Origin of the sequence: Reichenbachiella versicolor, assembly GCF_003171675.1 — a bacterium.
GTDB lineage: Bacteria > Bacteroidota > Bacteroidia > Cytophagales > Cyclobacteriaceae > Reichenbachiella > Reichenbachiella versicolor.
On sequence record NZ_QFZQ01000005.1, the window covers coordinates 403442 to 429736 of the forward strand.

The window sequence follows — 26295 nt, forward strand, 5'->3', positions numbered from 1 at the left end:
AATTTAGATCATAGATGGCTTCTAATCTAGAAGCCATCATCTTCATCCTCTTTTACAGGTTCCTGATTATCTAAAGGTGTTTCTTCCTTTTCTTCAGAGCTTTCATTCCCCTCATCATTAAATTCTTCTTCTGTCTCTTCTTCTACAAACTCATCATCCTCTGATAAGTTATCATCACTAAATTCATCATCCTCTAATTGCAACTCTGCCGGCATTTGAATTTTATATGGAGTATTAATTCCTAAGTACTTAGACCTGAAGCCTTCTACGTAATCTAACACCTCAAATTCGTCACCTAAGGTAATTGCATATTCACCAAAGCCTACTTTTTCAACCTTAGACGTTTCCACTACTCTCTCATTGAAATCCTCACTAGAAGAATATACTAACAACCTACCCTGACTATAACTGAAATAATACCATGTACCCGCGTTCACTTCAAAGAAAAGGTTGAAAACATCTACTCCCTCGTCGTCTTTTTTCACTTCAAGAAATCCATCTAGCATAGCATTGATATCATTATCAAAACTATGGGACAAACCAATTTTAGAAGTACTATACCAAGCTGCGTATTCTTGATTTCGTTTCATCTTTACATTCGTCAAGACCAAAGTTTTTTCAAGCTTATCATCTATTTTATAAAGCGGTGTATACTCTTTAAGCAATTTGCTTTCATACTTTCTAGCAGACTCATCATCTGTAAGTTGAGCTAGGTTTAGAACCAACTCTGAATTGCTACCATTAGCCTCTTTCACATCGGTATTGTCAAGTTCTTTCAGAATATCCTTTGCCATCATTTTCATCAGGTCATCGGATATTTTGAAATCCATCATCATCATAGCATTGATTCTAAATAATCCTGTCTCAGGAATACCTGTTCCTACAATAGCTGTTTGTACATTGAATTGACTGGACTGTTCAAGTAGGTCTACTTTGCCTTCATAACTCAATTGACCATTTTGGTCATTATAAATAAATGATTTACCTACATAGGAATTGCCATTATGCTTAACTGAATCTTCAATAATGAATTCCTGACTTTTCTCTTCATATGAAAGCATTCCCTCTGCCTTGAAAAATGTCTCATCTTCTGGTGTGCGCTTCTCATGTAAATAAGACATGTAAAGTTCGTCATTGCCTAAATCATAATACAATCCAGCAATCGGTTCCTCACCATTCTCAGTTTTAGAATTAGCAATGTCTATATACACATTAGCAGTATCATTTTGAGCATTATACTCTATCCAATAATCATAACGACCTAAAGTTTTGAAATATGGTGAGATATACCCTTCCTTATATAGTTTTTTATTGGCAGCCTGCAACTCAACTTCACCCTTGTAGAAAAAACCTGGCGAACTCATTACATTCAAATCTTCTCCGACATGACCGTAGGCAGTTGTCATAGAATCTAGTTCTCCATTGGATTGCTCAACAACTCGGACAGCAAAATCCCGCATGACTATGTCAAAAGTCTCTCCAGCACTATTGACTAAATGATAGACAGCATCTCCTTCAAATTTTTTCCTTGAGATGATTGTGATATTCCCTTGGGAGAAATGATGATATTGATTCAATGAATCCATCTCCAGTTTCATATTGGTAAATGGTGTCAATACTGAATTCTCTAGAATTGTAGTTTGATTACCTTCAGGGATCAATCTAGCGTCAGCTACATTGATGTATGGAATACCATAAATATTCAAATCATAAGTCTCCATATCATAATATGCTCCCGAAGCATTGAAAGCAAGAGAATCGAGATCTTCTCTAGTTGTATAGAAATACGAATATTTAATATCAACTTGCTCAGGCTTTTCCATGTAAATCTTAGCTGAATCAAGATACCATGTAGCATTTGACATGGACGTCTTCATCTGTGAATAAGGAAAACTGATTGCAGCAACACCCGCTTCTTCTGGTTGTACTTTTGCTTGATTTTCAGTCAAATCAAATTTCAACTTAACATCGTCACCTTCCATCGCTGGTTTCCCCGGAACATCCGTTAGAACCTCAAAATGCGCATGACGACCAGAATATTTATCACTTTCAAAATGATATTCTTGTGATATAGTTTTTGAACCTCTAGAGAACATTGTACCAGACCCATATACACCATTTCCTGTGATGTTTGCTTTTCCATCTAAGCTTGCTGATTGCTCATAAAACATAAATGGATCCTTAAGGTTTTCGATATACATACTGTCCTTATTAGGAAGCCATAGCATTCTGAAATGTTTCATCTCAGCTTGAGGATAAGACGCTGAACCGATTTGTCCCTCTTTCATGAAACTCTCTTGTCCCTCTGCAGTAACTGAATCCATGTAAAACGTAAACTTATCGGAGTGGATCTCTGCGGTTTGATAAGTAACGCGGCCATTAGCTGTTAATCCACCAAAATCAAGATTCAGAGAATCATAGAGAACTGCATCTCCTTTATAGAGATTGTATCCTTCGCTAGGAATAGTGTGTTTAAAACCAAGTGATCTATCAGGCATAATATGCAGAACTTCCTGAATCGGAGGCAAGATACCTCCTGAATAAAAAGTACCTGTAAATGACAAAGAATCTATACTTTCTTGCCCTACAGTATCAGATTTGAAAGGAGGTATCAAGAAATAAACAGATCGATCATAGTTACCATCCAATATTTCCTTACTATCAAAGTATACCACTGCTTCAGAATCAGATTCAAAGTAAGGGTATTGAGTATATTTTTTTAACCCAGCCTTATTATTTGGATGGTTAATATAAAGTACTCCAGAAGTGGTTTCAAGATGCTGCGCTAGTGGTGTTCTTTCTTCTCCTTCTTCTTTTTGAACCTGTATCCTAATAGAATCAATCTTCCTCATATCCACTAGGTAACGCTCATAGTCAAAGACAAACTCTTTTCCCTTATACTGAAATCCTTCTGCGTTCACCATACCATTGAACTTCATCCCTTTATCCTCGATCAATGTCAACACTTTGTCATCTGGCTCTAAATAGACTTCGTTGTCAGGTGTAATATTTACTCTTCTTACACCTCGAACATCCATTTCTTTTCTATCAAAATTCAAAGAAGCATTTGGTTCATCGGGAGAAATCGATGAAATCAAAAAGTTATCGTAGTCTTTCTTTTTAGATACTGACATTATATAATGAAATGCCTTTCTGAGCACCGTTATATCCCCTGTTTCCTTGTCGTAGGTGATGTAAGAGTTTTGGTGTAAGTACTCGACTGCTGTAAATATGAGAGACTGTTTGATATCATAAGTACTCACCAGTTCCATGACATTATAGCTTGAATTATGGATTTTACGAGCGTAGTTTACAACCAGCCTGATAGGGTGAAAGCCTGACAATCCTGACATCTTTGCAAAACGTACAGAATTAAAAAAGTCCTCTGACTCGAATACCGCGGGGATCATTTGCGCCCCATTCATAATAGAAATGTCCAAACTATCAGATTCTATATCCCACCTAATCCGATCGGCTTTGAATTCCATCTTGAAGAATGAAGAGTAATAATAAGTATTCTTGTAATCTCCTTTATCCTTATAAATAGAGACATAATTTTTCCCAGCATCTAGTTTCACTTTAACAGCTGGATGATAAATAGAATCCCCTATTCCGTGATATATAGTAAGCTCAGCTAGGTCTGTTTTAATGGTAGAGTCGTTGTTGAAATAATAGAGCTCTGCTCTGGTTTTCATCGATCTAGGATCAGCACCTCTTACCTCCAACGTAGACGGAATCTTTGAAATAGAGGTTCCTACCATTTGCCCTCCCCATAGACCAAAACCTCCTTTATAACTCATGTTATCGTAAGGCAGGTTAAGAACTTTATCTGAGTAAAAGGAAGTAAACCTAGGATATGGCTTAACCGACTTTTTCCTTCTTTTTAAACTTTTAAATTCGAAGGCTCCGGCTAAAGAATCTTCGAACATTTTTGGAAAGAGCATTCTTGCCCTTGAAGATTTAAAAACTGGATTCTTTATTTCAAAATAGAAGTTTGTTAAGTCTACTAACACACCATCTGTACCTCTGATATCACCTGGCCACTCGACTAAACCAGACTCTCCTACAAACACTCCATCACGAAGCATCAAGGATCCTTTCACATTCTTAATTCTAATCGTATCAAAAGGAGTAGATACTTTAAACTCCATTCCTTGAAGTTCTATTACAGCCCCTCCCACCTCTGGAATAAAATCATTGAGCTTGTACTGTGCTACATAATCTGTCTTTTCTAGTTGGAATGTCTTCCTTTCAAAAACTTCTTCTTTTTGTTCATCTGGATCAGGTAAGAATCCTAAATCTGAGTCAGAACTCCAGTCTCCCTCATCATTGGATCCCCAGCCACTGTCATCGTCACTACCCCAACCATCATTGGACGAATCAGAGGCCCAATCATCATTATCACCAAAATCATTCGCTTGAAACATTTCATCATCTTCGCTGATAATATCCTCTTCAGGATCGTCTTCCTCTACTTGTTCCTCTAAATTAAACTGTACATTTTCCGACGGCTTTACATCTTCTAAGAGTTTAAGAGAATACTGCCCTCCTTCTGTAGTCAACTTGTTGTATTTGGAAAAAAACAAGTACCCTCTAGCAAAGAAGTAGGTTAAGGTCTGACTCAAATTGACTACTTCCTTGTCACTATAATTATCAACTGCGTGCTCCATGACAGCTAGGATACTATCAATATCTTCTTGATCCGCGTTTTCCTGTGTGATAGAATAGGTAAGAAGACTAAAAAGATATCTATAGTGAGGATTCATACGCATACCTCGCTTTCGCATCTTCTCACAGATGTCAATTACTTTTTGTTTTTGAAGGTTGGTAAGCGATCCATCCCACGCACCACGAAAGTCATATGCTACCTTATTAGTGGCTTCAAGCTCTACAGATTTCAATCCACGAATAACGTCCACAGCAAAAGAGTCTGGCTCTGTAGAAAATCGAAAGTACTGAGCCTTCGAAACCACAGAGGTACTCAACATACACAACACAAAAATTACATACCTATACATTCGAACAATAATGGTCGATCTAATGGCTAAAGATAAGCAAGCGAATGAGATAATATCAGGATTTGATCAATTTCAAAGCTGCCCAGTCATTCTTAATAACTGAGTCTACCACTGAAAGATTATGTTTTAGTGCTTCATTTTTAATTTGATCTATATCCTGTTCATAAAATCCACTTAGAAAAAGAGCACCTCCAGAAGACAAAAGATTTGCATAATACTGCATCTCACTTAACAAAACATTTTTATTAATATTAGCTAGTACCACATGATACTCTGTCTGCCGAAAGCTAACATTATTGACAGTACCAAGATGACAAGGAATATCTACTAAATCATTCAAACCAAAGTTTTCAGCACTATTTTCTATACACCACTCATCGATGTCAGTGCATTCAATAGACTTAGCTCCAAGCTTCATGGCCATTATCGCCAAAATACCTGTTCCAGTTCCAAGGTCTAAAACACTTTTCCCCACAAAATCATGCTCCATTTCGAGCTTAATCATATTATAGGTAGTGGCATGATGACCTGTACCAAAAGACATTTTAGGAATCACAATGATTTCATACTGAAATGAAGGATCCGGATCATGAAAAGTAGCTCTTACTCTGCACTTTCCTTCAACTTCGATGGGATCATAGTTCTTCTCCCATTCCTCATTCCAGTTTTGTTTTGCAACCTCCTCTAGCTCATATGAAACCTTTGTCATGGATGCATATTGCTCAATAACAGTCTTAAGATCGGTTTCTTTAAAATTTTCTTGGGGAATATAGGCATCTATACCTGTTGCTGTTTCTTCAAACGTTTCGAAGCCTATTTCTGCAAGTTCTGCAGTGAATATTTCTCCAAATTCGGGAGTAGTAGAAATACTTACTTTGATGAAGCTCATTATCTATTGCATCCTGCGAAGGACTCTGTATCTGTAAATGCGATGATGAAATCTGCCATATTTTTGCGTTTTGTAAAGTATACATAAGCATTCGCGAATCTCTTGTTTTCTACAAAATGCCATTGCCCTGGATGATCCGCATAAAGGGAATTTTCATGTTCATAGACTACTAGATCGGCAGAGTACTCGGAGTCTTCTATGTAAACAATATAATCAGCCATTCCCTCTAGCTCTACTTCATATATCTGCCCGTATACCTTGCAAGGATCTATTGCAGCATTTGGAACTATGAAATGAAGCCAGAAGGAAAGTATAAGGCTAATCAAAATTTATTCTTTTAAAACGATGTAACTACAGCTACAAAATCTTCTGCTTTCAAAGAAGCACCTCCAATCAGACCTCCATCTACATCTGGACAAGCAAATAACTCAGGAGCATTAGCTGGTTTAGCACTACCTCCATACAATATAGAGCAATTGTCAGCCGCTTCTTGCCCATACTTTGATGCTAAGTGTGCTCTTAACTCAGCATGCATTTCTTGTGCCTGTTCTGAAGTTGCAGTTTTACCTGTTCCAATAGCCCAGATTGGCTCGTAAGCAATAACAATCTTTGAGAAATCCTCAGCAGACAAGTGAAAAAGGCTTTCCGTCAATTGCTCCTTGACAAATGGATACATATCACCTGCTTCTCTTACTTCTAATGGCTCTCCACAGCAGAAAATAGGAATTAAATCATTAGCCAATGCTTGATTGACTTTCTCCGCCAATTCTTCGTTTGACTCGCTAAAATACTCTCTTCTTTCACTGTGCCCTAAAATCACATAATTTGCACCTGTTGACTTAACCATAGATGCAGATATCTCACCTGTGTAAGCTCCAGATACTTTGTCACTGCAATTCTGAGCGGCAACACCAATTCCATTTTTACCACCTAAAGTTTCTACAACAGCAGTAATGTGCGTAGCAGGTACACCCAATACGATTTGAGCCTCTTCAGAGCCTGTAGTTTTAGCTAATACATCAGCAGCCAGCGCTTTTCCCTCTTCAAGGCTGGTGTTCATTTTCCAGTTTCCTGCAACGATTTTTTTTCTCATTGTTCTGTGTTTATAAAAATGCAATTTTAAGATGGACAAAGTTGTCGATTATATACAACTATTTATGGTTAATTGAGAAAATGATTGTGTTTATTATTGAGTTAAATCCTAACTAAAATTTCTTAAAATCTTATGGTTTTGGTTCAAACATCCAATCTTTAGCTTCCAAACTATTGAAGGGTTCGTATTTCCCATTCCCTATAGAGTAACCAATAAAATAGATAACTCCTCCCGCTACTAGTGTTGATAGACCAAAGAGAGCTAAATCATCATCTGATTCATCATCTTCCACTGCAGCTGCGGTGGTAACTAAACCAATTGCAGCCAAGGCGCCACCTATCCATTTAAAGGGTGCTCCAGCTACTTTCCCCAAGGTCACTTTCTTTACTTCAATCACTCCTATTTCTGAAAAAGATAGTCGTCTATAATCATCATAAGTAAAATAGTTGCCACTGATCTTTGGTTTACCCTTAAAGTACTCCCCATCTAAAGAGACTGTCCCAAGTACTTTCTTTGTTTTTACTTTTAGTACAGCATCATTTGTTCTGCTCTTTGCTAAGAATTTTTTTTGAGAAAATCCTTGTCCCGAAAGAAACAAATTAAGACAGATACATAAAAAAAAGAAGCTTCGATTCATCAGACTATTTTCAATAAATTCAAAATGTCAAAACTAAGAAACTTGATCTAGAAGTTACCTCTTATTGTATTTCGCATTTTGATTCAAAATCTTGTGTACCTTTCTAACTTTTTGGCTCTAAAGCATGAACTAAGTCAGTGAAAATTGAAACAATATTTTTACTTAAAAAAAGATATATTTTATTTTAAATAGACACCTTAGCGAATAATCTCAAAATCTCCAAAACATGCATTAGTGCAGGTTTTGGGCGATTTTATACTACCAAACTATATTTGAAATAAACTAAAACCAATATTACTTATGGGCAGACACGTCTACGACTATGGAATCATCGGCAACTGCGCCTTCTCAGCACACATCAAGACTGACACGAATATCGCGTGGATGTGCTGGCCAAGATTCGATAGCAGCTTCATCTTTGGAAACCTAGTGGATGAAGAGAAAGGTGGTGAATTTTCAATTTTACCAGAAAACGGCAAATTTGATTCAAACCAATACTATATAGAAAATACTAACGTACTCTGCACAGAAATAGAATGTAGTACCGGTAAATACAAGGTTACTGACTTCGCTCCCCGATTCGAGCAGTTCGACAGATATTACAAACCACTTATGATGATCAGAAAGATAGAACCTATCTCTGGTCAACCTCAAATTAAGGTAAAATGCAACCCTAAAGGAGACTATGGCAATATTACACCTGAAAGAAGCCAAGGAAGTAACCACATAAGGTTTATAGGTCTAGATGCACAAGTGAGATTAACCACCAACATCTCATTAAACTACCTCATGCATGATCAAGAATTTGTTCTCAATGAGACTAAGTGGTGTGTTCTGACATATGGTCAACCTATGGAAACCGAAATGAAAGAAACTTCACAAATGTTTCTAAATAGAACGGTTAAATATTGGAGGGATTGGATCAAGACTGCCTCAGTAGTAAATTTCTATCAGAAGGCTGCTATTAGATCGGCGCTTGCATTGAAAATTCATCAATATGAAGATACAGGAGCTATTGTAGCTGCATTGACAACAAGTTTACCAGAATCTCCCCAATCTACTCGTAACTGGGACTATAGATTTTGCTGGATGCGTGACACATATTATACCTTGAATGCATTCAATAACATTGGTCACTTTGAAGAACTTGAACAGTATTTTCACTATATCCAAAACATTCTCATCGGTGAAAATGATAGGTATCAACCGCTAGTAGGCATCGGTGGAGAAAAAAAATTAGTTGAAATTGAAACTTCGCTGGCAGGCTATCAAGGCGATAACAAACCGGTTCGTGTAGGAAACCAAGCTTATGAACACATTCAAAATGATGTGTATGGACAAGTATTAGTTTCATTACTTCCTCTTTATTATGATCAACGTATCATTTTCACAGAGAAGTTTGATAGTGGCAACCTGATCATGAAAACACTGAAGCTAATAGAGGCTACTATGGAGCAGAAAGACGCTGGTCTTTGGGAATTTAGAAACTTACAGCAATATCATTGCTATACCTACCTCTTCCATTGGGCTGGTTGCTTAGCAGCAGAAAAAATCGCTGAAGTGGTGAAAGATAACGACATGGCTGCACTTGCTGGTAAGCTCAAAAAAATAGCAAAGGAAAAAGTAGAAGCCTGCTATGTTCCTGCTAAGAAAGGATATGCTCAGGCTATGGGAACTGACCGCATGGATGCTAGTTGCCTACAGCTTATCAATATGAATTATCTTAAAGGAGATTCTGAGGTAGCCAAAGCTCACCTACAAGCTATGGAAAAAGATCTTTTAGCATCAAATGGACTATTCTACAGATACAAACATCAAGATGACTTTGGAGAGCCTGAGACTACATTCTTGATCTGTGCCTTCTGGTATGTTGAGGCGTTGGCTTGTGTAGGACGTATTGATGAAGCTATTAAGTATTTTGATAATCTAGCAAGCTATAGTAACCATGTAGGACTATTAAGCGAAGACGTTAAAGAAACTGACGGTAGTATGTGGGGTAACTTCCCTCAAGCATATAGTCACGTCGGACTTTTGAATGCGGCAAATAGAATTGCCAAGAAGTTAGATACTCCCGATTTCTGTTATTAATTTCAGCGGATGAAACATTATTCATCCGGATCAGAATTCGAAAAATTAATAGGATATTCCAGAGCCGTAAAAGAAGGCAATTTTCTTTTCGTCTCTGGAACTACTGGTTACAACTATGAGACTATGACAATCTCTGATGGAGTAGTTGATCAGGCAGAGCAAACCATTCAAAACATCATCAAGGTACTCGAAGAAGCTGGCACTAGCCTAGATCGAGTTGTTAGAGTCAGATACATACTCTCCAAAAGAGAGCACTTCGAACCGTGTTGGCCTATACTAAGAAAATACTTTGGAGAAAGTCGTCCAGCAGCTACCGCTATCATTGCTGATCTCATGGATGAAAAAATGAAAATCGAAATAGAAGTCACGGCTTCATTATAATTGTGCTGGATTTTCCAAAATGAAACTCCTCCGACCGAAGGGTATGGGGTATCTTTGGATTTTTTTTAAACTCGGTCTTTAGGTCGAGAAATTAAACCCTATGGGCTATCGCCCGGAGATTAAATCAATGGAAGAAAAAATAATATACGGCATCCAGCAAATGGGCGTGGGTGTGGACGATGCAGAAAGAGGTTTTCACTGGTATGCCACTCGACTAGGAGCTGACTTAAGTATCTTCGATGATGACAATACAGCCACTTATATGGCTAAGTATATGGGTGGTGAACCTCGTGAAAAACGAGCCATCCTAGCGATGAATGCACAAGGGGGTAGTGGATATGAAATCTGGCAACACACTGGACGTACTCCTCTAAAACTGGAAGAACCTTTGAACTTTGGAGATCTTGGACTGTTAGCCGCAAAGATCAAATCAAAAGATATTCAAGCTAGCTATGACCGACTAAAAGGTCTAGGAGTAGAAGTTCTTACAGATATTGGAACTGAGCCTAATGGAACTAAAGGATTTTACATTATGGATCCTTGGGACAATATTCTTCATATTAAAGAGCACGACTCATGGAGAAATCAAAAAGGAACTGATGTAGGCGGCATCTTTGGAGCCACGATTGGAGTGAGTGATATTGAAGCTTCTTTAAAGCTCTATGCTGATGTAATAGGATATAGCGAAGTTATTTATGATGAAACAGGTGTATTCGACGACTTAAAAGGACTTCCCAATGGAGACCAAAAGTTCAGAAGGGTAGTCTTGACACAAAAAGAAATACAAACCGGTGGATTCAGTCCTCTTTTGGGTACGAGTCAACTTGAGCTGGTCCAAGCAATTGATTACTCGGGAAAAAAACTATTTGAAGGCCGTTTCTGGGGAGATATTGGTTTTATTCATCTATGCTTCGATATTAAGCATATGAAATCGTTAGTGGAGGAGTGTAAAGATGCTGGATTTCCCTTCCAGGTGCTAAGTAATTCAGACTTTGACATGGGTGATGCTAATGGGCATTGGGGATACATTGAGGATCCTGATGGCACATTAGTAGAGTTCGTAGAGACTCATAAAGTACCATTGATAAAAGCCATCAACTGGAACATTAAACTAAAAGGAAGAGATCCTCACAAACCACTTCCAGGTTGGGTATTGGATGCAATGGCTAAAACGAAAAAGGTTAAGTTTTAAACTTATAACTTTCTAGTCTCAAGCTAATACAAAGAGACTTTCTAAAAACCGCCATGTCTCTATTTTAATCCATGGCGGTTTTTTTATTACATAAAAAGTTATTCCCCGGATATTTGTGCTATACCTTTTTGGAGTACTACCTTCCAATCTTTCAAAGTAATAGTATCTATACTCTTATCATGGCTCCGCACGGTTTCTAGCAAGGAATTAAGCCAATTTTGATACATCCATTTTGGAATATCCATTGCATCTGCGGCATGTGATTTTCTTAAATCCTTCATTTTATTTTTGGCAATAGAAGAATCACTCGAAAATTGAATCACAAAGCTCAAACCATGACGCACCAGTTTCTTTTGCTGAGTCATATCCGTATTTTCAAACATTTTCTTGATTTCGCTATTTGAGTCCATGAACTTTTTATAAAAATCGTCAAAGAACCCATTTGAAATTATACATCTACCATAACTCTGCTGTACTCTCTCATAACTCTGTTCACTCATAATCTTGACTGGTTGTTGAATTTATACTGTAAACAGGCAAAATAAGATTTGATGAATCTGAATGAAAATAGAGGATTCCCTTAAATCATACTACTTCAAGCATGACTATAATCATGTCCAATAATTTTGACTAGACTAACTCGTATAAGATTACTACTACTATGTCATCTCGAATTTTCAGCTAACAACACCTATAACAGTTCAGTAATGAACTAAACATTAGGCTAGCTTGGAGTGGTCAAAAAAAGAGAAAAACAAGTAAGATAATTGAATAATATTAAAGAAACTGATGTAACTGAATAAAACTAGCCAATATGTAGTGAAGGTTGGAATCTACCAGACTTTGAGATAAATTGGCAAAAACATTATAAATCTAATTTTCTTTAATTATGACTTTTGAAGTAAAGTACCAAGAATCATATTCACGTGGTGAATTATTATTAAGATCTCTATTTGGAGTCTTTTACATAGCCTTACCTCATCTTTTTTTATTACTCTTCCTAAGTATCTGGAGCCAGATATTGACATTCATTTCTTTTTGGATCATTTTATTTACGGGTAGTTACCCAGAATCATTTTTTGATTTCCAAGTGAAACTAATGCAATGGAGTACTAGAGTAAATTTAAGACTATATAACCTGTCAGACGGCTATCCTGCATTTGGATTATCAGCTGAAGATGAGGCCTTTAAACTTGATATTCCATATCCAGAAAACCTTAGTAGAGGAACTCTTTTACTAAAGGCTTTCTTTGGGTGGTTATATGTTCTATTACCTCATGGAATTGCTTTAGGACTTAGAAGCTATGCTACTCTATTTTTAAACTTTCTTGCATTTTGGGTAGTATTATTCACAGGCTCTTATCCAGAATCATGGTTTAGGTTTAATGTAGGCACATTGAGATGGGGCTTGAGGTTGAACTTATACCTAAGCTATATGTCTGATGATTACCCTCCGTTCTCAGGTAAATAATCTATGGAATACCACGAACTGGAACAACCTAGCAGTCTTTCCAAAAAAGAGAAGGAAGATGCTATGGGATCTTATTTAATGATGTTTGCAGCAATGGGGGCAGGTCTCCCATTGCCCATCATCAATCTAATTGCCGCTATCGTGTACTATTTTGTCCAACAAAAAAATTCTCGTTTTGTTAGGTTTCATAGTATGCAATCTTTGTATAGTCAGATTCCTACCACCCTTGTTAATGCTGGTGCAGTATTTTGGACTTTACAAATATTCTTATTTAAGAATATGGAAGTAACTGATATGTACTTGGGATATCTAATCATGGGTGCTATTCTAAACATTGCATACTTCATTTTCAGCATAGTCGGTGCAGTAAAAGCTAGAAAAGGTCAGATGTATTATTTCCTGTTTTTCGGAAAATTGTGCTATCATGCTGTTTACCAAATCCGCGATGAAGAAGGTAAAGAGCCAGTCAATCAGCCACCCAAAATATGAGCACCAAAATCTGGAGAGACTTAATCATCCTCCTCTTAATATTCGGGGGAATATGGGCTGGGTTTTCTCTATACAATTTCAAGGTAGATAAAAATCCATTCTCGGTTTCAAAAGAAATGGAAGAAGACATGTCTGAGCTTCTTACAGATTATTTGATGAATGATTTTGATGTCATCGAAAATCAAAAATTAGATTCGTCATTTTCCATCATCATGGATCGACTAACAGAGTCAATGGATACTGTATCTTATGATTACAAAGTTACCATTATCAGAGACTCACAGGTAAATGCTTTTACATCATTGAATGGACAACTTTATGTTTTCACCGGACTCATAGAAAAGCTCGATCATGCGGAAGAAATGGCCTTGATTTTAGCTCATGAAATCGGTCATGCTGAGAATAAGCATGTAATCGAAAAAATGGTAAAGATTATTGGAATGGAAACTCTATTTTCTATCGCTACTGGCGGTGATCCAGTGCTAATCTCAGAACTAGCTAAATTGAGTATTTCAACGGCCTTCGATCGCAAAAATGAAGAAGAGGCTGATGATTATGCACTAGAGTTAGCAATAAAAAGTAGGCTAAACCCAAGAAGACTTGGTCAGTTTTTTCTGAAGATGAAACAGCATGATCATGACATAATACCAGACATAGAGATTATTCAAACCCATCCCATGAACAATGACAGGATAAAAAAATCAGCTGAGAAAGAACTTCCTGAAGATTTTAAAGAAGAGAGTTTAAATATCGATTGGTCACTGGTTCAAAACTACATAACTGAATAGATATGCTATGTCATCGTTAGTCATTATCTATAGAATGGTTCATTAACAAAACATTTCTATCTTTGCCACGAAATAATAAAACATGAACAACAAAACATTACATCATCATCACCATCCATTCGCTCAGGCGAGGTGATATTGTAATGTCTTAAAATATTCAATTCAATCCCGTCTGATTAATTTTGGACGGGATTTTTTATACCACCCAAATAACTCAGACGACAAACTCTAAAAACACAATGAGTACATTAAAAATTGCGGTACAGAAGTCAGGAAGATTAAATGAAGACTCGATCAAGTTGCTTAAGAACTGCGGCATAAGAATCGAAAACGGAAAGGATCAATTAAAAGCTAGTGCAGCCAACTTCCCTCTTGATGTGCTATACCTACGCAATGGTGATATTCCTCAGTATGTAGAAGATGGCGTAGCAGATATAGCTATTGTAGGAGAAAATTTACTAGTTGAAACTGGCAACGATGTCGAAGTAGTAAGGAAGCTTGGTTTTTCTAAGTGTAAACTTTCATTAGCAGTTCCAAAGGACACTAACTATCCTGGACCTGAGTTCTTCGAAGGCAAAAAGATTGCTACTTCCTACCCTAATACGGTGAAGCAATACATGGAAAAAGTAGGTGTGAAAACTGAAGTACACGTCATCAAGGGCTCTGTAGAGATTGCACCCAATATTGGTTTAGCAGAAGGGATATGTGACTTAGTGAGTTCAGGTAGTACTTTGTTTAAAAATGGTTTGGTAGAAAAAGACATTATTCTACAATCGGAAGCGGTTCTAGTAAAAAACAAAAATCTCACTGCTGAGCAAGAAGAACTTCTAGAAACTATACTTTTTAGACTAGATGCGGTTCAAAAAGGTGAAAAGTCTAAGTATGTGTTGATGAACGCTCCTAATGACAAAGTTGATGAGATTATCAAAGTATTACCAGGAATGAAAAGCCCTACCGTAGTGCCATTAGCAGAGGAAGGATGGTCTTCCGTACATACTGTAATGGAAGAAAGTAAATTCTGGGAAGTAATAGATCAGCTGAAAGGTGCTGGTGCTGAAGGTTTATTGATCGTTCCAATCGAAAAAATGGTACTATGATTGTCTCTATCAATCCCGAAAGATCCGAGTGGAGCGATTTGGTCAAAAGACCTGAACTAGAACAACAAGATCTTCAGTCCTTGGTAAATGGTGTATTTGAAGACATTAAAAAAGCAGGAGATAGCGCAGTCAAAGAATACACTGCAAAATTTGATAAAGCTCAGTTAGAAGGATTAGCAACTACTCGTGAAGAAGTCGAAGCTGCAGCCGGTCTAATCAGCAATGAACTAAAAGATGCAATTGAGTTAGCGGCGAATAACATTGAGGTGTTTCACAAAGCTCAAATGCCGTCTAATGTAGAAATCGAAACTGCATCAGGAGTAAAATGTTGGCAAGAGCCAAGACCAATACAGAAAGTAGGTATATATATTCCAGGAGGAACGGCTCCTTTATTCTCGACTGTCTTGATGCTGGCTATCCCTGCTAAGATTGCAGGTTGTGAAGAAATTGTACTATGCACTCCACCATCTTCTGATGGTAGTGTTAACCCTGCTATTCTTTTTGCTGCTCAATACGCTGGCGTGAAAAAAATATTCAAAGCGGGAGGAATTCAAGCAATAGGAGCTTTGACCTTTGGAACGGAATCTATTCCAAGTGTAGATAAAATATTTGGTCCAGGTAATCAATATGTCACAGCGGCCAAACAAAGAGCTGCCCAACTGGGCGTAGCAATAGATATGCCTGCTGGACCATCAGAGCTTTTAGTAATGGCAGATCAATCAGCCAAAGCTGAGTTTGTGGTGTCCGATCTACTTTCTCAAGCCGAGCACGGCGTAGATAGTCAGGTAATCTGTGTTGTAAAATCCGAAGATCAGATTGCTGAAATACAAAAAGAATTGGAAAAACAAATATCAGTTTTGCCAAGAAAGGAAATTGCCGAGAAAGCAATTAGCAATTCTAAAATCATTTGTATTGGCGATGATCAAAGTTGCGTTGACTTCATTAATGATTATGCTCCTGAACATTATATCCTTTGCGTAGAAAATGAAGATTTCTATTTGAATGGATTGAAAAACGCTGGATCCGTATTTATCGGGAATTACACTCCTGAAAGTGCAGGTGATTATGCCTCTGGCACGAATCATACACTTCCTACTAATGGCTATGCTAGATCATATAGTGGTGTAAACTTGGATGCCTATTTTAAGAAAATCACTTTCCAAAAAATCAGTGCTGAAGGCATTCAGAACATTGGCCCAGCAATAGAGCATATGGCCGAAGCTGAACTGTTGCAAGCGCACAAAAATGCCGTAACAGTAAGGCTTGATTATTTAAATAAATAATTAACTGCTTTTTCGACTTTCTGTAGGAATCTAAAAAAGAGATGTAATTACATTTTTAAAAGTTTAGTCCCTACCTTAAGTCGAAAAACTATTCTTCTATCTAGAAGTGGATATAAAAAAACTAATAAGACCCAATATTCTTGCTCTAACTCCATATTCTTCTGCTAGAGACGAATTCACGGAGATAGCAGAAGTGTATATAGATGCCAATGAGAATCCGTTTGAAAATGGTGTCAATCGCTATCCTGATCCGTACCAAATGCAGGTAAAAAATCGCTTGAGTGAAATCAAAGGAATTCCTACCGAAAACATGTTGATTGGAAATGGTAGTGATGAAGTACTAGATTTAATATTCCGGGTATTTTGCGAGCCAAAACAGGACAACATCATTTCTCACAACCCTAGCTACGGAATGTATCCAGTACTCTGTGAAGTCAATGATGTAGAACTGAGAAAAGTGAATCTAGAAGAAGGGTTCATACTGAATGCGGAAGAAATAATTAACGCATCAGACGAACGTACTAAGATCTTCTTTATTTGTTCTCCTAATAACCCTTCAGGTAATTTGCTTCAAGAGGAAGCCATCACCAAGGTTCTTGAAAGTAAAAAAGGAATCGTTGTAATCGACGAAGCTTACATTGATTTCGCGCATGCTAATTCATGGATTACCAAGCTTAAACAATACTCAAACTTGATTGTTTGCCAAACACTTTCAAAAGCTTGGGGATTAGCCGGGTTAAGAGTTGGTATGTGTTATGCATCCAAAGAAATCATCACTATACTCAATGCAATTAAGCCTCCGTACAACGTTAATGAGCTTTCTCAGCAAAGAGCCCTAGAAGCATTAAATAATAAAGATGAATTTGATAAGCACTTGGCAACTATCATGGAAGAAAAAGACAAGATGGAATCAGCTCTTGCTAAGATTGAATTGATAGAAAAAATTCATCCATCAGATGCTAATTTCCTTTTAGTCAAAGTACCAAATGCAAATGCATTGTATGAATTCTTGCTTGAACACAAGATCATTGTTAGAAATAGAACCAAGGAGTATTTGTGTAAGGATTGTATTAGAATCACAATAGGCACCCCTGAGGAGAATGTTAAATTGATAGAAGGGATAAAGGCTTTCAAATAAAAGGAATATGGATCAACGACTAACTATTATCGGATTGGGAGTAAAAGACTTAGTCTCATCAACTAAGTTCTATGAAGAAAAGTTTGGATGGGCCAAACTACCAAGCAGTACAGAGTCAATCACTTTTATTCAATTGAATGGAATATTATTATCTCTTTATCCTGAGGATAAATTAGCAGAAGATGCTGAAGTATCACCCGAAGGAATAGGCTTCAAAAAGTTTACGTTGGCCTACAACTGTAGATCCAAAGAAGATGTGGATAAGACTATAGCTAATTTAAGATCTAAAGACGTCAAAATAGTAAAAGAACCACAAGAGGTTTTCTGGGGTGGCTACAGTAGCTATATAGCAGATCCTGATGATAACCTTTGGGAAATAGCTTTCAATCCATTTCTAGAAATGGATGATACTGGTAATGTGACTTGATGATAGTTCTTTAAGTATGAATTATAGTAGTTTTAGATTAATAACAATCTATTCAAAAGAGATTTTGAGACTTTGATAAAATTTCGAAGAGAATTGTCCCTTATGCAGGACAGATTTGTTCCCCTATGCTGTCCAACACTTGTCCCGCATAGGGGAGGTAAAGACATTGCATTGATTCTAAGGTTACTCAATAGAAGACTGAAAATAGTAGAACTTAGTAAATTCTATTGGAACAGCATAAACCGAATGATATCTCAATATGTACATCAAGTCCATTGCTTTGATGTACAATTCAAGAGAAGGAAATTCTGATAAAATCCCTCCTCTTGAATTGATGTGATTACTCTACTACTAGTCTCATTGTTTTATTTGATACTTTAACTAGATAGAGGCCAGGAGATAAATTGTCCAATGACAGATTAGGGAAAGAACCATTTATAGTCTGAGTCGAAACTTTTATCCCTTCCATAGAGAATATCGAGACCTCATACCTCCCCTGTCCTAATCCTTGAATACCAACAAAATCCGTTGCAGGGTTGGGTACCAAAAGGAGTTGATCATTCATCGATGATTCGCTTCCCATACTTATTGCCCTTGAATTAATTGCTCCAACTTTTTTCAATGCAAACCTATCTAGATTCCATGTCCAGTTGGTTCCTCCTGCCGAAAGCCTAACCACATGTTTTCCCTTTGTAAAGTTTGCCTTGGCAATAGCTTTCAAAGGTTGATAGTTTTCCCAAGAACCCGAGTTAGGAACTATGGTAGAGTTCCAGACATTCGACCCCATCCCAAACTTGATTGTTGAACCTGTCATAGGAGACGAAACGTAGTATGTAATTTCATAAGCCCCATCTTCAGGAATAGTAATTTGATAGTCTGCATAGTCTCCTTTATTTACCCAATTGATTCCAGTTCCAGTATTTATGTTTACTCCAAATGGTACATAACCATCATCAAAAGTACCACCATGAGAAGATAAATCCTCTGCTTCTATTGTTATGGAACTGGCCCCACCTCCGCCACCAGAATTCGAGCCTACAGGCTTATATACTCTTACCCAGTCAACTTTCATCTGATTTTTAGACGCCGAGTTCAGATCAGATTGCGATGGAGTAGCATTAGTCAACCAACTTTGAGACTCCATATTTATTATAATATCTAACTCTTTTGTGAAACCTTTAGCTTCGACTGTAATTCCATTACCGTCTTCATCAGTATTATCTCCTCCTTGAAACCACCCTGTATCAATCACACTATAACCGTTTGAAGCATTACTAGCAGCCTTTAGGGTATTAAAGCTGTAATTATTACTAGTACTATGGGTGGTAACCAGTGAATAGCCATCCCCTCCATTTGTAGGAAAAAAGTATCCATTGGCATTAGCTGTTACTGAATTATAATAAGTGTATTGCCAAGTCCCATTTATTTTGGTCGCCATGGCGTTATAATACATCACTCTTACCAACTCTCCATTAATATAATATTCCCAATGCTTTGGACCTATCCAATTCACTCCCATCCTCATATACCGGCGATTACCTCCATTCCAACAATATGGTCCCCAACCACCAGCAGCGGTCACTTGAGGGATTGGATACCAACTATTCCTATCTCTTGGCTGATAATCAGTAAAAGGGTTTCTTACAAAAGAATGATGACTAATGTGAGTGTAATTTTTAAACCAATCTACGCCTCCATAGTTTTCAATAATATCAATCTCCTCAGTATCATCAGGACTCAAAAGCCAAAAACAAGAAGCCAACGAAATATTGGCTACACTTAGTGATGATTCTACATATACTGGATAACTAACTCTAGCATTTGAAGTAACACAGCCAGAAGCAACACCATGTGTACCTCCTTTAGTAGTTTCAGGTGTATATCCTACGGTAATCACGAGGTTATCACCATCTACTGAAACATTAGAATTATCCCAATAAGTATAACCAGGCCCATCCCATGGGTTGTGATAGAAATTATACCACTGGTTATTTGGACCAAAATTAGATCTACTTGCAAACTCACCAGCACCAAAGGACGCAGTGTAACTAAAATCGTCTGACAAGGAGTTTTCTAGACTCCACACATTACCGTTGCCAGGGTTCGCTGGTATCGGTATATTATCCCATTCATACTGAGCAAAAGCGTTTTGATAATTGAACAATAGCATACAAGCTACCGTAAATAGGTAAACATTTTTCATAGCTAATAATTGAAAATTAAATAATAACGAGTGTCATCACTCGTCTGTCTGCACTAGTTTAAGTGATACAATTAATTAATTTTCAGTATAGCATGAAGAAGAACTGGACTAGACAAAAACGCTACAACCTTCAAAAAGAACGTTGTTAATACAACAGAATTTTTTAGAGTTAACTTTTTATTTTAAGAATTCCTGAAAGATAGAAGAGCAGCAGTATATAAATTTTTACTACTGATTCGAGTTTAAAAGATACCTCTTGAAACACACAATAGACTTCTCTTGAAAAAGCCTTAATGCATGAATAGTTATTATTCAATACCAAGGTTTGCTATACCAGCTGCCCAGTATAAACCTGCCACGTCTTTTTGATATTGAGATCTAAGTTTTAAAAGCTTGGTCTGAGATTTTAGCATTTTATCAAATTGGACATTGATTTTAAATAAATCACTTTCTCCATTTTCTAGATTCAAGCGTTCGGCTTCTAAAATCAATTCATAGCTTCTTACCATATCTTTTTGCTGTTCCAACATATTCCCAGTGACCAATACTGATCTATATCTTGCAGATATATCATTTACAATTTCTCTTTCTCTGAAACTTCTTTCGAATTGATTCTGATCAATCTTAATGTTTAGTTGTTTCAATTTAGCCCTCTCTTTTCGGAGTAATAAAGGAAATGAAAAAGTAGCACCGAACTTATAATTATCTGTAAAATCTATCCCTACATTATCAGATTGAGGTGTCAAAGGCTGATCAAGAATAGTATAATCAAGATCCAACTGTGGCTTTAAGTTCTCTTTTGCTAATTTTCTATCAATCGCCAAAGACTCATTTTTTAAGTCAAGCTTAACCAATTCAGGATGATTATCCCTAGCCATCTCTACTAACTGACCTAAAATTTCACCGTCCATAGTCTCAGACTGTGACTCTTCTGGTTTTACATCATCTGGAATTTCTAACGGAAAACCTCCCTCATTCCATAGATGATTTGAAAGTCTTAAACCAGCATCAATTCGCTCGATATTAGCTTGTTGAAAATCAAGACTTCTTGTCTGCAAAGTAATTTTTGCTTGCATAGTATCAATAGCTGCAAGCTCTCCTAATTCAAATGCCATTAAAGAACGGTCAAATATATCTTGTGCCAATGTGATACTTTGCTCAAGCAAATCGTAATTCTTGTACGCAAAATACCATTGCCAATAATCCTTGGCCGCAGTAAGCAAGATCTTATTTATTTCCTTAATTTGCTCAGCATCAGCCATGTTTTGAAGCACTTTAGCCTTCTTTACCAGAGCTCTTCTTTCATCAATAAAAAGACCTTTTCCTATCGGTAAAGAGATTCCCGCGTATAGTTGCTGATTATTGGTATCATCCGAGATATAATCTGGACCGTCTCCATCGGCAAACACTCCTTGGTTTTGCTTAAACCCCACCTTTGGATCTATAGGAAACCAAGTAGGGACTTTTAATCCAGCTCCAATCTTGTTGTAGTATTCTTTACTCTTATACTCTTTATAGTCCCACGACCCTTCTAATTTAGGATCAAAACTACCTCTTGCAAGTCTAAGCTCCTGAGCTGCACTTTCACTGAGCAATGCTGCCTGTTTGACTATCGGATGATTGTCAATAACATAGGCGTAAAACACATCAAATGTCAATACACCCACTGAATCGGATAGACTACCTGAGTCCTTCTCAACAGGTTGCCCCTTGACACTTAAGCAAGCTACGAAAAGTAATGTGGTCAATAAATAACTTCTCATCTACTTAACCTTCAGTTTAGGTGCTACTTGGCTCTTAGATTTCTTTTCTTTTTCTTCATCTGGTTCCATGTACAAGCTAGGAGGGAATCCATTGAGCTGTCTCCAAAGTTCAAACCATAAAGGAACACTATCCAGCATAACCCAACCATTGGTGCCAGAGCCAAATCTCAATAAAGCTGGCCAAGGATCATCATCTGGATCCGGAGTAACAAGAATTCTAAACTTACCTTGCTTACTCTGTACAAAATCTATGACTTGAACAACACCTCCAAATGTACCAACTGACACACTAGGCCATCCACTAAACTGCAATGCGGGCCATCCATCAAATTCAATTCTAACTTTTCTTCCAATGGAGATCAAAGGAACATCCATAGCTTGTACATACATCTCTACTGCTATATCTGGATCAGCAGGCATGATGGTAGCGACAGCCTCTCCTTCTTTGATGGTTTCCCCAATACCTGCTCGCATAGCCTTAACCAGATACCCTGATTGTGGAGCCAACACTTGGTATTGTTCGTTTCTAATCTGCATGTTAGAGTACTCATTTCTTAACTTAGAAAGAGAAGCTTGGCTATCGAACATATCAGCTAAAGTGGCATTCAGATTTGACTCTGCTTTATTGATTTTGTCTTGATACTCTGCTTGAACACCTGCTAGATTCACTTCTGCATTGATTACCTCCGCCTTCGTTTGAAGATATTTGTTTTCAGAAGAAACGATTTTCATTCTTGCCTCCTGATATTTTGATTCTTTATCCTGAAACTTAGTTAGTGTGGTGTTTCCTGCTTCGTACAGCTTTTTATTTCGCTCATACTGATTTTTGAAGTTTTGAAACCTTACTTCTTGAGCAAGAAAATCAACACTATCACTAGTCAACTTTAGTCTAGTTTGCTTCAGCTTGTTTTGTGCTTGTTTATACTTGACGTTTTTTGCTTGATTCAGAGCCCTAATTTGACTTCTCAAAGCTTCAGATTTTGAAGTTTTAGAAGAGATACTTTGCTCTTTTGCTTCTAATTGCTCCCGCATTCTTAAAAGTAAGTCAGGGTCAAAATATTTGTCCTTTATTTCACTTAAAGTCAAAATAGTGTCTCCTTCGTTCACAAATTGTCCTTCTCTAATATTCCAATTTGCTATTCTACCAGCAATGGCCGATTCTACCGATTGTGGCCTATTCGCTGGAGTAAATGCAGTAATTTTTCCAGTACCACGAATGTTTTGTTGCCAAGGTAGGAAGAGTAGAATAATAAAAACGGCTGACAGTCCCATCAACCATCTGGCAAGCACTCTACCTGTCCCTGGAGTCTTGAGTGTTCTTAGTGTATAGATCTCAGTCTCTGTATATTGGGCTTTATTCTCCATGTCCTAGTTAATTAAAGCATCTAGCTCACCTTGTTCCAGAAGTTCTTGATAAGTACCTTCTGTTTTGATAGTTCCTTTTTCCATTATTATCACTCTATCACACTTATCCATTATCAAACGGTCGTTCGATACTACAACAAGTGTCCAAGGGTTATCCGGGTCGGCTAGCATATTCATGAGTTCTCTTCGTTCAGATCTCAAGAAATCATTGAAAAAATCATTCAAAATCAAAAGCTCTGGCCTTTTGGACAGACACCTTGCTAAAATGATTTTATTTATTAAATCCCTAGACAAACCTTTTCCACTACTCATCATAGTAGTATTCAATCCGTCAGGCATAGCGTTAATCGCATCAAGAATACCTACTTTCTCTAATGCCCACAGCGCATCTTCAGGAATTGCATTTGGTTTAGACAATATGATATTCTCTAAAATTGTCCCTTCAAAAATATCATCCTGAGAAACATTTTTACCAATCAAGTCCCTTAGACTCATTAAATCTAAATCTCTCAGAGAATAGTTGTTAATGGTCAGCAAACCTTCAAAATGATTATTAAATCCAGAAATTGTACTAGTCAATACTCTTCTACCAGATCCGCCTCTTCCTGCTATACAAACTCGTTCTCTCTTTTCGATTTTGAGATCTATATTATTCAGTGCGTAGTTAGACTTACCTGGAAACTTATATTTCAACCCTTTCATATGAACGGCAAACCCTTTTCCTATATGCGAAGGTGGAATATCCAATCCTCCGCTTTTCTCTAGTGGTAAATCAGTAACTAGAGATATCTTATCCACTGCGGTCAACATGTCATAGACAACATCCATATACATGATAATCTTCTCAACAGAACTTAAGGTCAAAATGATAATCACTTCTGCTGCAACAAACTGCCCCAATGTAATCTCTCTTTGTACTACCAACATCGTACCTATGATCAGCAACCCTCCTGTAACTAAGGTCTTGAATAATAGAACAAATGAATATTGACTCAGCAGTATTCGGAAGTGTATTTTCCTATTTTTCAAATAGTTATTCACCATAAAATCCGTCTTTCTCATTGGAAGTGGTGTGTTACCAGATAGCTTAAAAGAATTAATTGTTCGAGCTAATTCTTCCAACCAATAGACCACTCTGTACTTGAACTTAGACTCTTTAATTGAAGAACTGAGCCCTTTTGGACCGGTGGCATAAAATATAGAAGTAAGTAGACCTACTAAGAACAAACTAAAGAAGACAAAAAACGGGTGATAGAAAGAAAGCAGCATGAGACCAAATAGAATTTGAATCACACCAGCTGATAAGTCAATCAAAAGTTTAGGAAGACCCTTTTGAATGGTCAAAACATCAAAAAATCTATTCATCAACTCTGGAGCATAGTACTTTAAGAGTGCTTCAGATTTTATCCTAGGAATTCTAAATGCAAATTCAAATGCAGCTTTCGTAAATACTCGCCGTTGTAAATATTCCACTAAGGTTATCTGTGTGATCTGCAATCCACCAGCAGCTAAAACTCCTACTATCACCAGGCCTATCAAAACATAGACTGAGCTAAAAAACACACCTCCAGATATAAGACCAACAGTGGCTTGAATACCAACTGGTAGTGACAAACTTATAAGCCCGACTAAAACAGCATAAAAGTAAATGTATATGATATCCTTTTTCTCTTCTGAAAGTAGTCTTATCAGTCGCTGAAAGGGAGTAAGAGGAGTCTTCTCTTCATCATTACTCACTAAACTTTTATATGCAAAGACTCCAAGAAAAATCACTATACCATCTTCTACGTGAATCTTGGGAAGATTTTCTCTACTGATTTCTACCACCTCAGAAGAGTTTTCGCGAATTCTAAGCATCATATTTTTCCTTTTGACATTATAAAATATCAAAGGAGTCAATTGATCCTCATTTTCTTCGAAAGCAACTATTGGAATGTGTGATTCGCATAAAAATGATACGAATTCGTCATATCCCAATGTATTTTCTAGATAAACGATGCCTTGCCCATTAGCAGCTTCTATCAAGTCTCTTTTAAATTCAGCTCTATCCACTACTTCATAGTGCCTAGGTGTGGGCTGAATATTAGTAACTGTAAAGTCTTCATGCTGAAGAATAGCAGCAGACTCTTTTATTATTTGTACTATATGATCACTTCTCATAAATGCTTTAGCTGGTTTTTATGCAATTAAACACTACGTTCTGTAGAAAATCTTCATTCTTTTGATAGATATTCATTTCTTCTTGGTTTAGATCAGTAAGCGTAGGTATATGTTCCGCGTAGAACACTTGTTGGTGTGCTGCCTGCATCACTGTACTAATAAGTGAATGTGGATATTTAAATGAAGCATCAATCTCTGTCACTATAGAAGCAACTTTTTCGCAAAGAGACTTAAAACCTCTGAATAAACCATCTCTATTATCCTCATCTACTGTCTTAGTCAAAAAAGTTTTGTTGGATTCGGAAATTACTATTCTATGAAGCGCATCTTCCATGACCTGAGGAAATAGTGGATCTGGCTCTTTTTTTTCCGTGATTATTTTGAGAGCTACTTTCAACCTATCTACTGGATTTTCAATGTTGTGAGTACCAAAATCGATTTTATATTCAAGCCAATTCCAGTACCAAGCTATTACGTATACTAACAGTCGATGCTTATTTTCGAAATATCGATAAATAGAAGCTTCAGTTGAATCAATTTTAGCTGCTAGTTTTTTGAAAGTAAAACCTTCAAAACCCAATTCATCAATCATGGTTACACTCTCTTTAATTATCTTTTTGCCAAGTTCTGTTTCCTGTGGATCCTTCACAAATAGATTTTTATTCAAGAGTAGTTGAATAGCAGGCATATTATCAAAAATAGTTTTTTAGTTAGTCACGGTAATATTACTATCATCAATAATAATAGTTACACTATCATTGATTTATTTACTTTATGACATGGATAATACAATATTTATGAATGACTCAAATT

Annotated in this window: 21 protein-coding genes; 10 read left to right on the forward strand and 11 right to left on the reverse strand. The window is 37.0% G+C overall.

Translation table 11 applies throughout. The features are described from left to right. Nucleotides 1-26 precede the first annotated feature (26 nt). From DKG80_RS12225 to DKG80_RS12245, 5 genes are all read right to left on the reverse strand, one after another. The gene (locus tag DKG80_RS12225; protein ID WP_109831626.1) at nucleotides 27-4988 is read right to left on the reverse strand and encodes a hypothetical protein; all 4962 of its coding nucleotides are present in this window, start codon (nucleotides 4986-4988) and stop codon (nucleotides 27-29) included. An 85-nt stretch (nucleotides 4989-5073) separates the two neighbouring features. After that, nucleotides 5074-5907 (reverse strand): 50S ribosomal protein L11 methyltransferase, encoded by an 834-nt coding sequence (gene prmA, locus DKG80_RS12230; protein WP_109831627.1) that lies wholly within the window; start codon nucleotides 5905-5907, stop codon nucleotides 5074-5076. Next, entirely contained in the window at nucleotides 5907-6233 is a 327-nt protein-coding gene (locus DKG80_RS12235; RefSeq protein WP_109831628.1) for a DUF6150 family protein, read from the reverse strand. Before DKG80_RS12235 ends, prmA begins: the two co-directional genes overlap by 1 nt. Before the next feature lie 11 nt (nucleotides 6234-6244). Continuing rightward, entirely contained in the window at nucleotides 6245-7000 is a 756-nt protein-coding gene (tpiA, locus tag DKG80_RS12240) for a triose-phosphate isomerase (RefSeq protein WP_109831629.1), read from the reverse strand. Between the two features lie 130 nt (nucleotides 7001-7130). Beyond that, nucleotides 7131-7637 carry a hypothetical protein gene (locus DKG80_RS12245; RefSeq protein WP_109831630.1) on the reverse strand — a complete coding sequence of 169 codons (507 nt, stop codon included), beginning with the start codon at nucleotides 7635-7637 and terminating at the stop codon, nucleotides 7131-7133. Between the two features lie 300 nt (nucleotides 7638-7937). On the opposite strand from DKG80_RS12245, the gene DKG80_RS12250 reads away from it, so the two are divergent. From DKG80_RS12250 to DKG80_RS12260, 3 genes are all read left to right on the forward strand, one after another. Continuing rightward, nucleotides 7938-9725, forward strand: coding sequence for a glycoside hydrolase family 15 protein (locus tag DKG80_RS12250; RefSeq protein WP_109831631.1), 1788 nt, complete (start codon nucleotides 7938-7940; stop codon nucleotides 9723-9725). A 9-nt stretch (nucleotides 9726-9734) separates the two neighbouring features. Beyond that, nucleotides 9735-10106 (forward strand): RidA family protein, encoded by a 372-nt coding sequence (locus tag DKG80_RS12255; protein WP_109831632.1) that lies wholly within the window; start codon nucleotides 9735-9737, stop codon nucleotides 10104-10106. A gap of 127 nt (nucleotides 10107-10233) precedes the next feature. Next, nucleotides 10234-11298, forward strand: coding sequence for a VOC family protein (locus tag DKG80_RS12260; RefSeq protein WP_109831633.1), 1065 nt, complete (start codon nucleotides 10234-10236; stop codon nucleotides 11296-11298). Nucleotides 11299-11396: 98 nt separating this feature from the next. Here the strand turns inward: DKG80_RS12260 and DKG80_RS12265 are convergent, their stop codons facing one another. Further along, entirely contained in the window at nucleotides 11397-11798 is a 402-nt protein-coding gene (locus DKG80_RS12265; protein ID WP_109831634.1) for a globin, read from the reverse strand. 389 nt (nucleotides 11799-12187) lie between these two features. Here DKG80_RS12265 and DKG80_RS12270 point away from each other — a divergent pair, with 389 nt between their 5' ends. The 7 genes from DKG80_RS12270 to DKG80_RS12300 all read left to right on the forward strand — a co-directional run bounded on the left by DKG80_RS12270 (nucleotide 12188) and on the right by DKG80_RS12300 (nucleotide 17991). Next, entirely contained in the window at nucleotides 12188-12769 is a 582-nt protein-coding gene (locus DKG80_RS12270) for a DUF4389 domain-containing protein (RefSeq protein WP_109831635.1), read from the forward strand. Nucleotides 12770-12772: 3 nt separating this feature from the next. Further along, nucleotides 12773-13258 (forward strand): DUF4870 domain-containing protein, encoded by a 486-nt coding sequence (locus DKG80_RS12275; RefSeq protein ID WP_109831636.1) that lies wholly within the window; start codon nucleotides 12773-12775, stop codon nucleotides 13256-13258. Then, nucleotides 13255-14046: a M48 family metallopeptidase gene (locus DKG80_RS12280; protein WP_109831637.1), complete on the forward strand. Its 792-nt coding sequence runs from the start codon at nucleotides 13255-13257 to the stop codon at nucleotides 14044-14046. The genes DKG80_RS12275 and DKG80_RS12280 overlap by 4 nt, the downstream gene beginning before the upstream one ends. 239 nt (nucleotides 14047-14285) lie before the next feature. Continuing rightward, nucleotides 14286-15143, forward strand: coding sequence for an ATP phosphoribosyltransferase (hisG, locus tag DKG80_RS12285; protein ID WP_109831638.1), 858 nt, complete (start codon nucleotides 14286-14288; stop codon nucleotides 15141-15143). Next, nucleotides 15140-16426 (forward strand): histidinol dehydrogenase, encoded by a 1287-nt coding sequence (gene hisD, locus DKG80_RS12290; RefSeq protein WP_109831639.1) that lies wholly within the window; start codon nucleotides 15140-15142, stop codon nucleotides 16424-16426. The genes hisG and hisD overlap by 4 nt, the downstream gene beginning before the upstream one ends. Nucleotides 16427-16532: 106 nt before the next feature. Beyond that, entirely contained in the window at nucleotides 16533-17564 is a 1032-nt protein-coding gene (gene hisC, locus DKG80_RS12295; RefSeq protein WP_109831640.1) for a histidinol-phosphate transaminase, read from the forward strand. Between the two features lie 7 nt (nucleotides 17565-17571). Beyond that, complete coding sequence (locus tag DKG80_RS12300; protein ID WP_109831641.1) at nucleotides 17572-17991, forward strand: VOC family protein; 420 nt, start codon at nucleotides 17572-17574, stop codon at nucleotides 17989-17991. A 340-nt stretch (nucleotides 17992-18331) separates the two neighbouring features. Here DKG80_RS12300 and DKG80_RS12305 read toward each other — a convergent pair whose 3' ends face one another. The 5 genes from DKG80_RS12305 to DKG80_RS12325 form a co-directional block, all read right to left on the reverse strand. Next, nucleotides 18332-20194, reverse strand: a complete 1863-nt coding sequence (locus tag DKG80_RS12305; protein ID WP_109831642.1) for a T9SS type A sorting domain-containing protein — start codon at nucleotides 20192-20194, stop codon at nucleotides 18332-18334. Nucleotides 20195-20502: 308 nt separating this feature from the next. Beyond that, nucleotides 20503-21957: a TolC family protein gene (locus tag DKG80_RS12310; protein ID WP_109831643.1), complete on the reverse strand. Its 1455-nt coding sequence runs from the start codon at nucleotides 21955-21957 to the stop codon at nucleotides 20503-20505. Continuing rightward, complete coding sequence (locus tag DKG80_RS12315) at nucleotides 21958-23322, reverse strand: HlyD family secretion protein (protein ID WP_109831644.1); 1365 nt, start codon at nucleotides 23320-23322, stop codon at nucleotides 21958-21960. Nucleotides 23323-23325: 3 nt separating this feature from the next. Then, complete coding sequence (locus DKG80_RS12320; RefSeq protein WP_109831645.1) at nucleotides 23326-25482, reverse strand: peptidase domain-containing ABC transporter; 2157 nt, start codon at nucleotides 25480-25482, stop codon at nucleotides 23326-23328. Between the two features lie 7 nt (nucleotides 25483-25489). Next, on the reverse strand, nucleotides 25490-26131 hold the full coding sequence (locus DKG80_RS12325; RefSeq protein WP_245907004.1) for a TetR/AcrR family transcriptional regulator: 642 nt from the start codon (nucleotides 26129-26131) through the stop codon (nucleotides 25490-25492). Nucleotides 26132-26295: the final 164 nt, after the last annotated feature.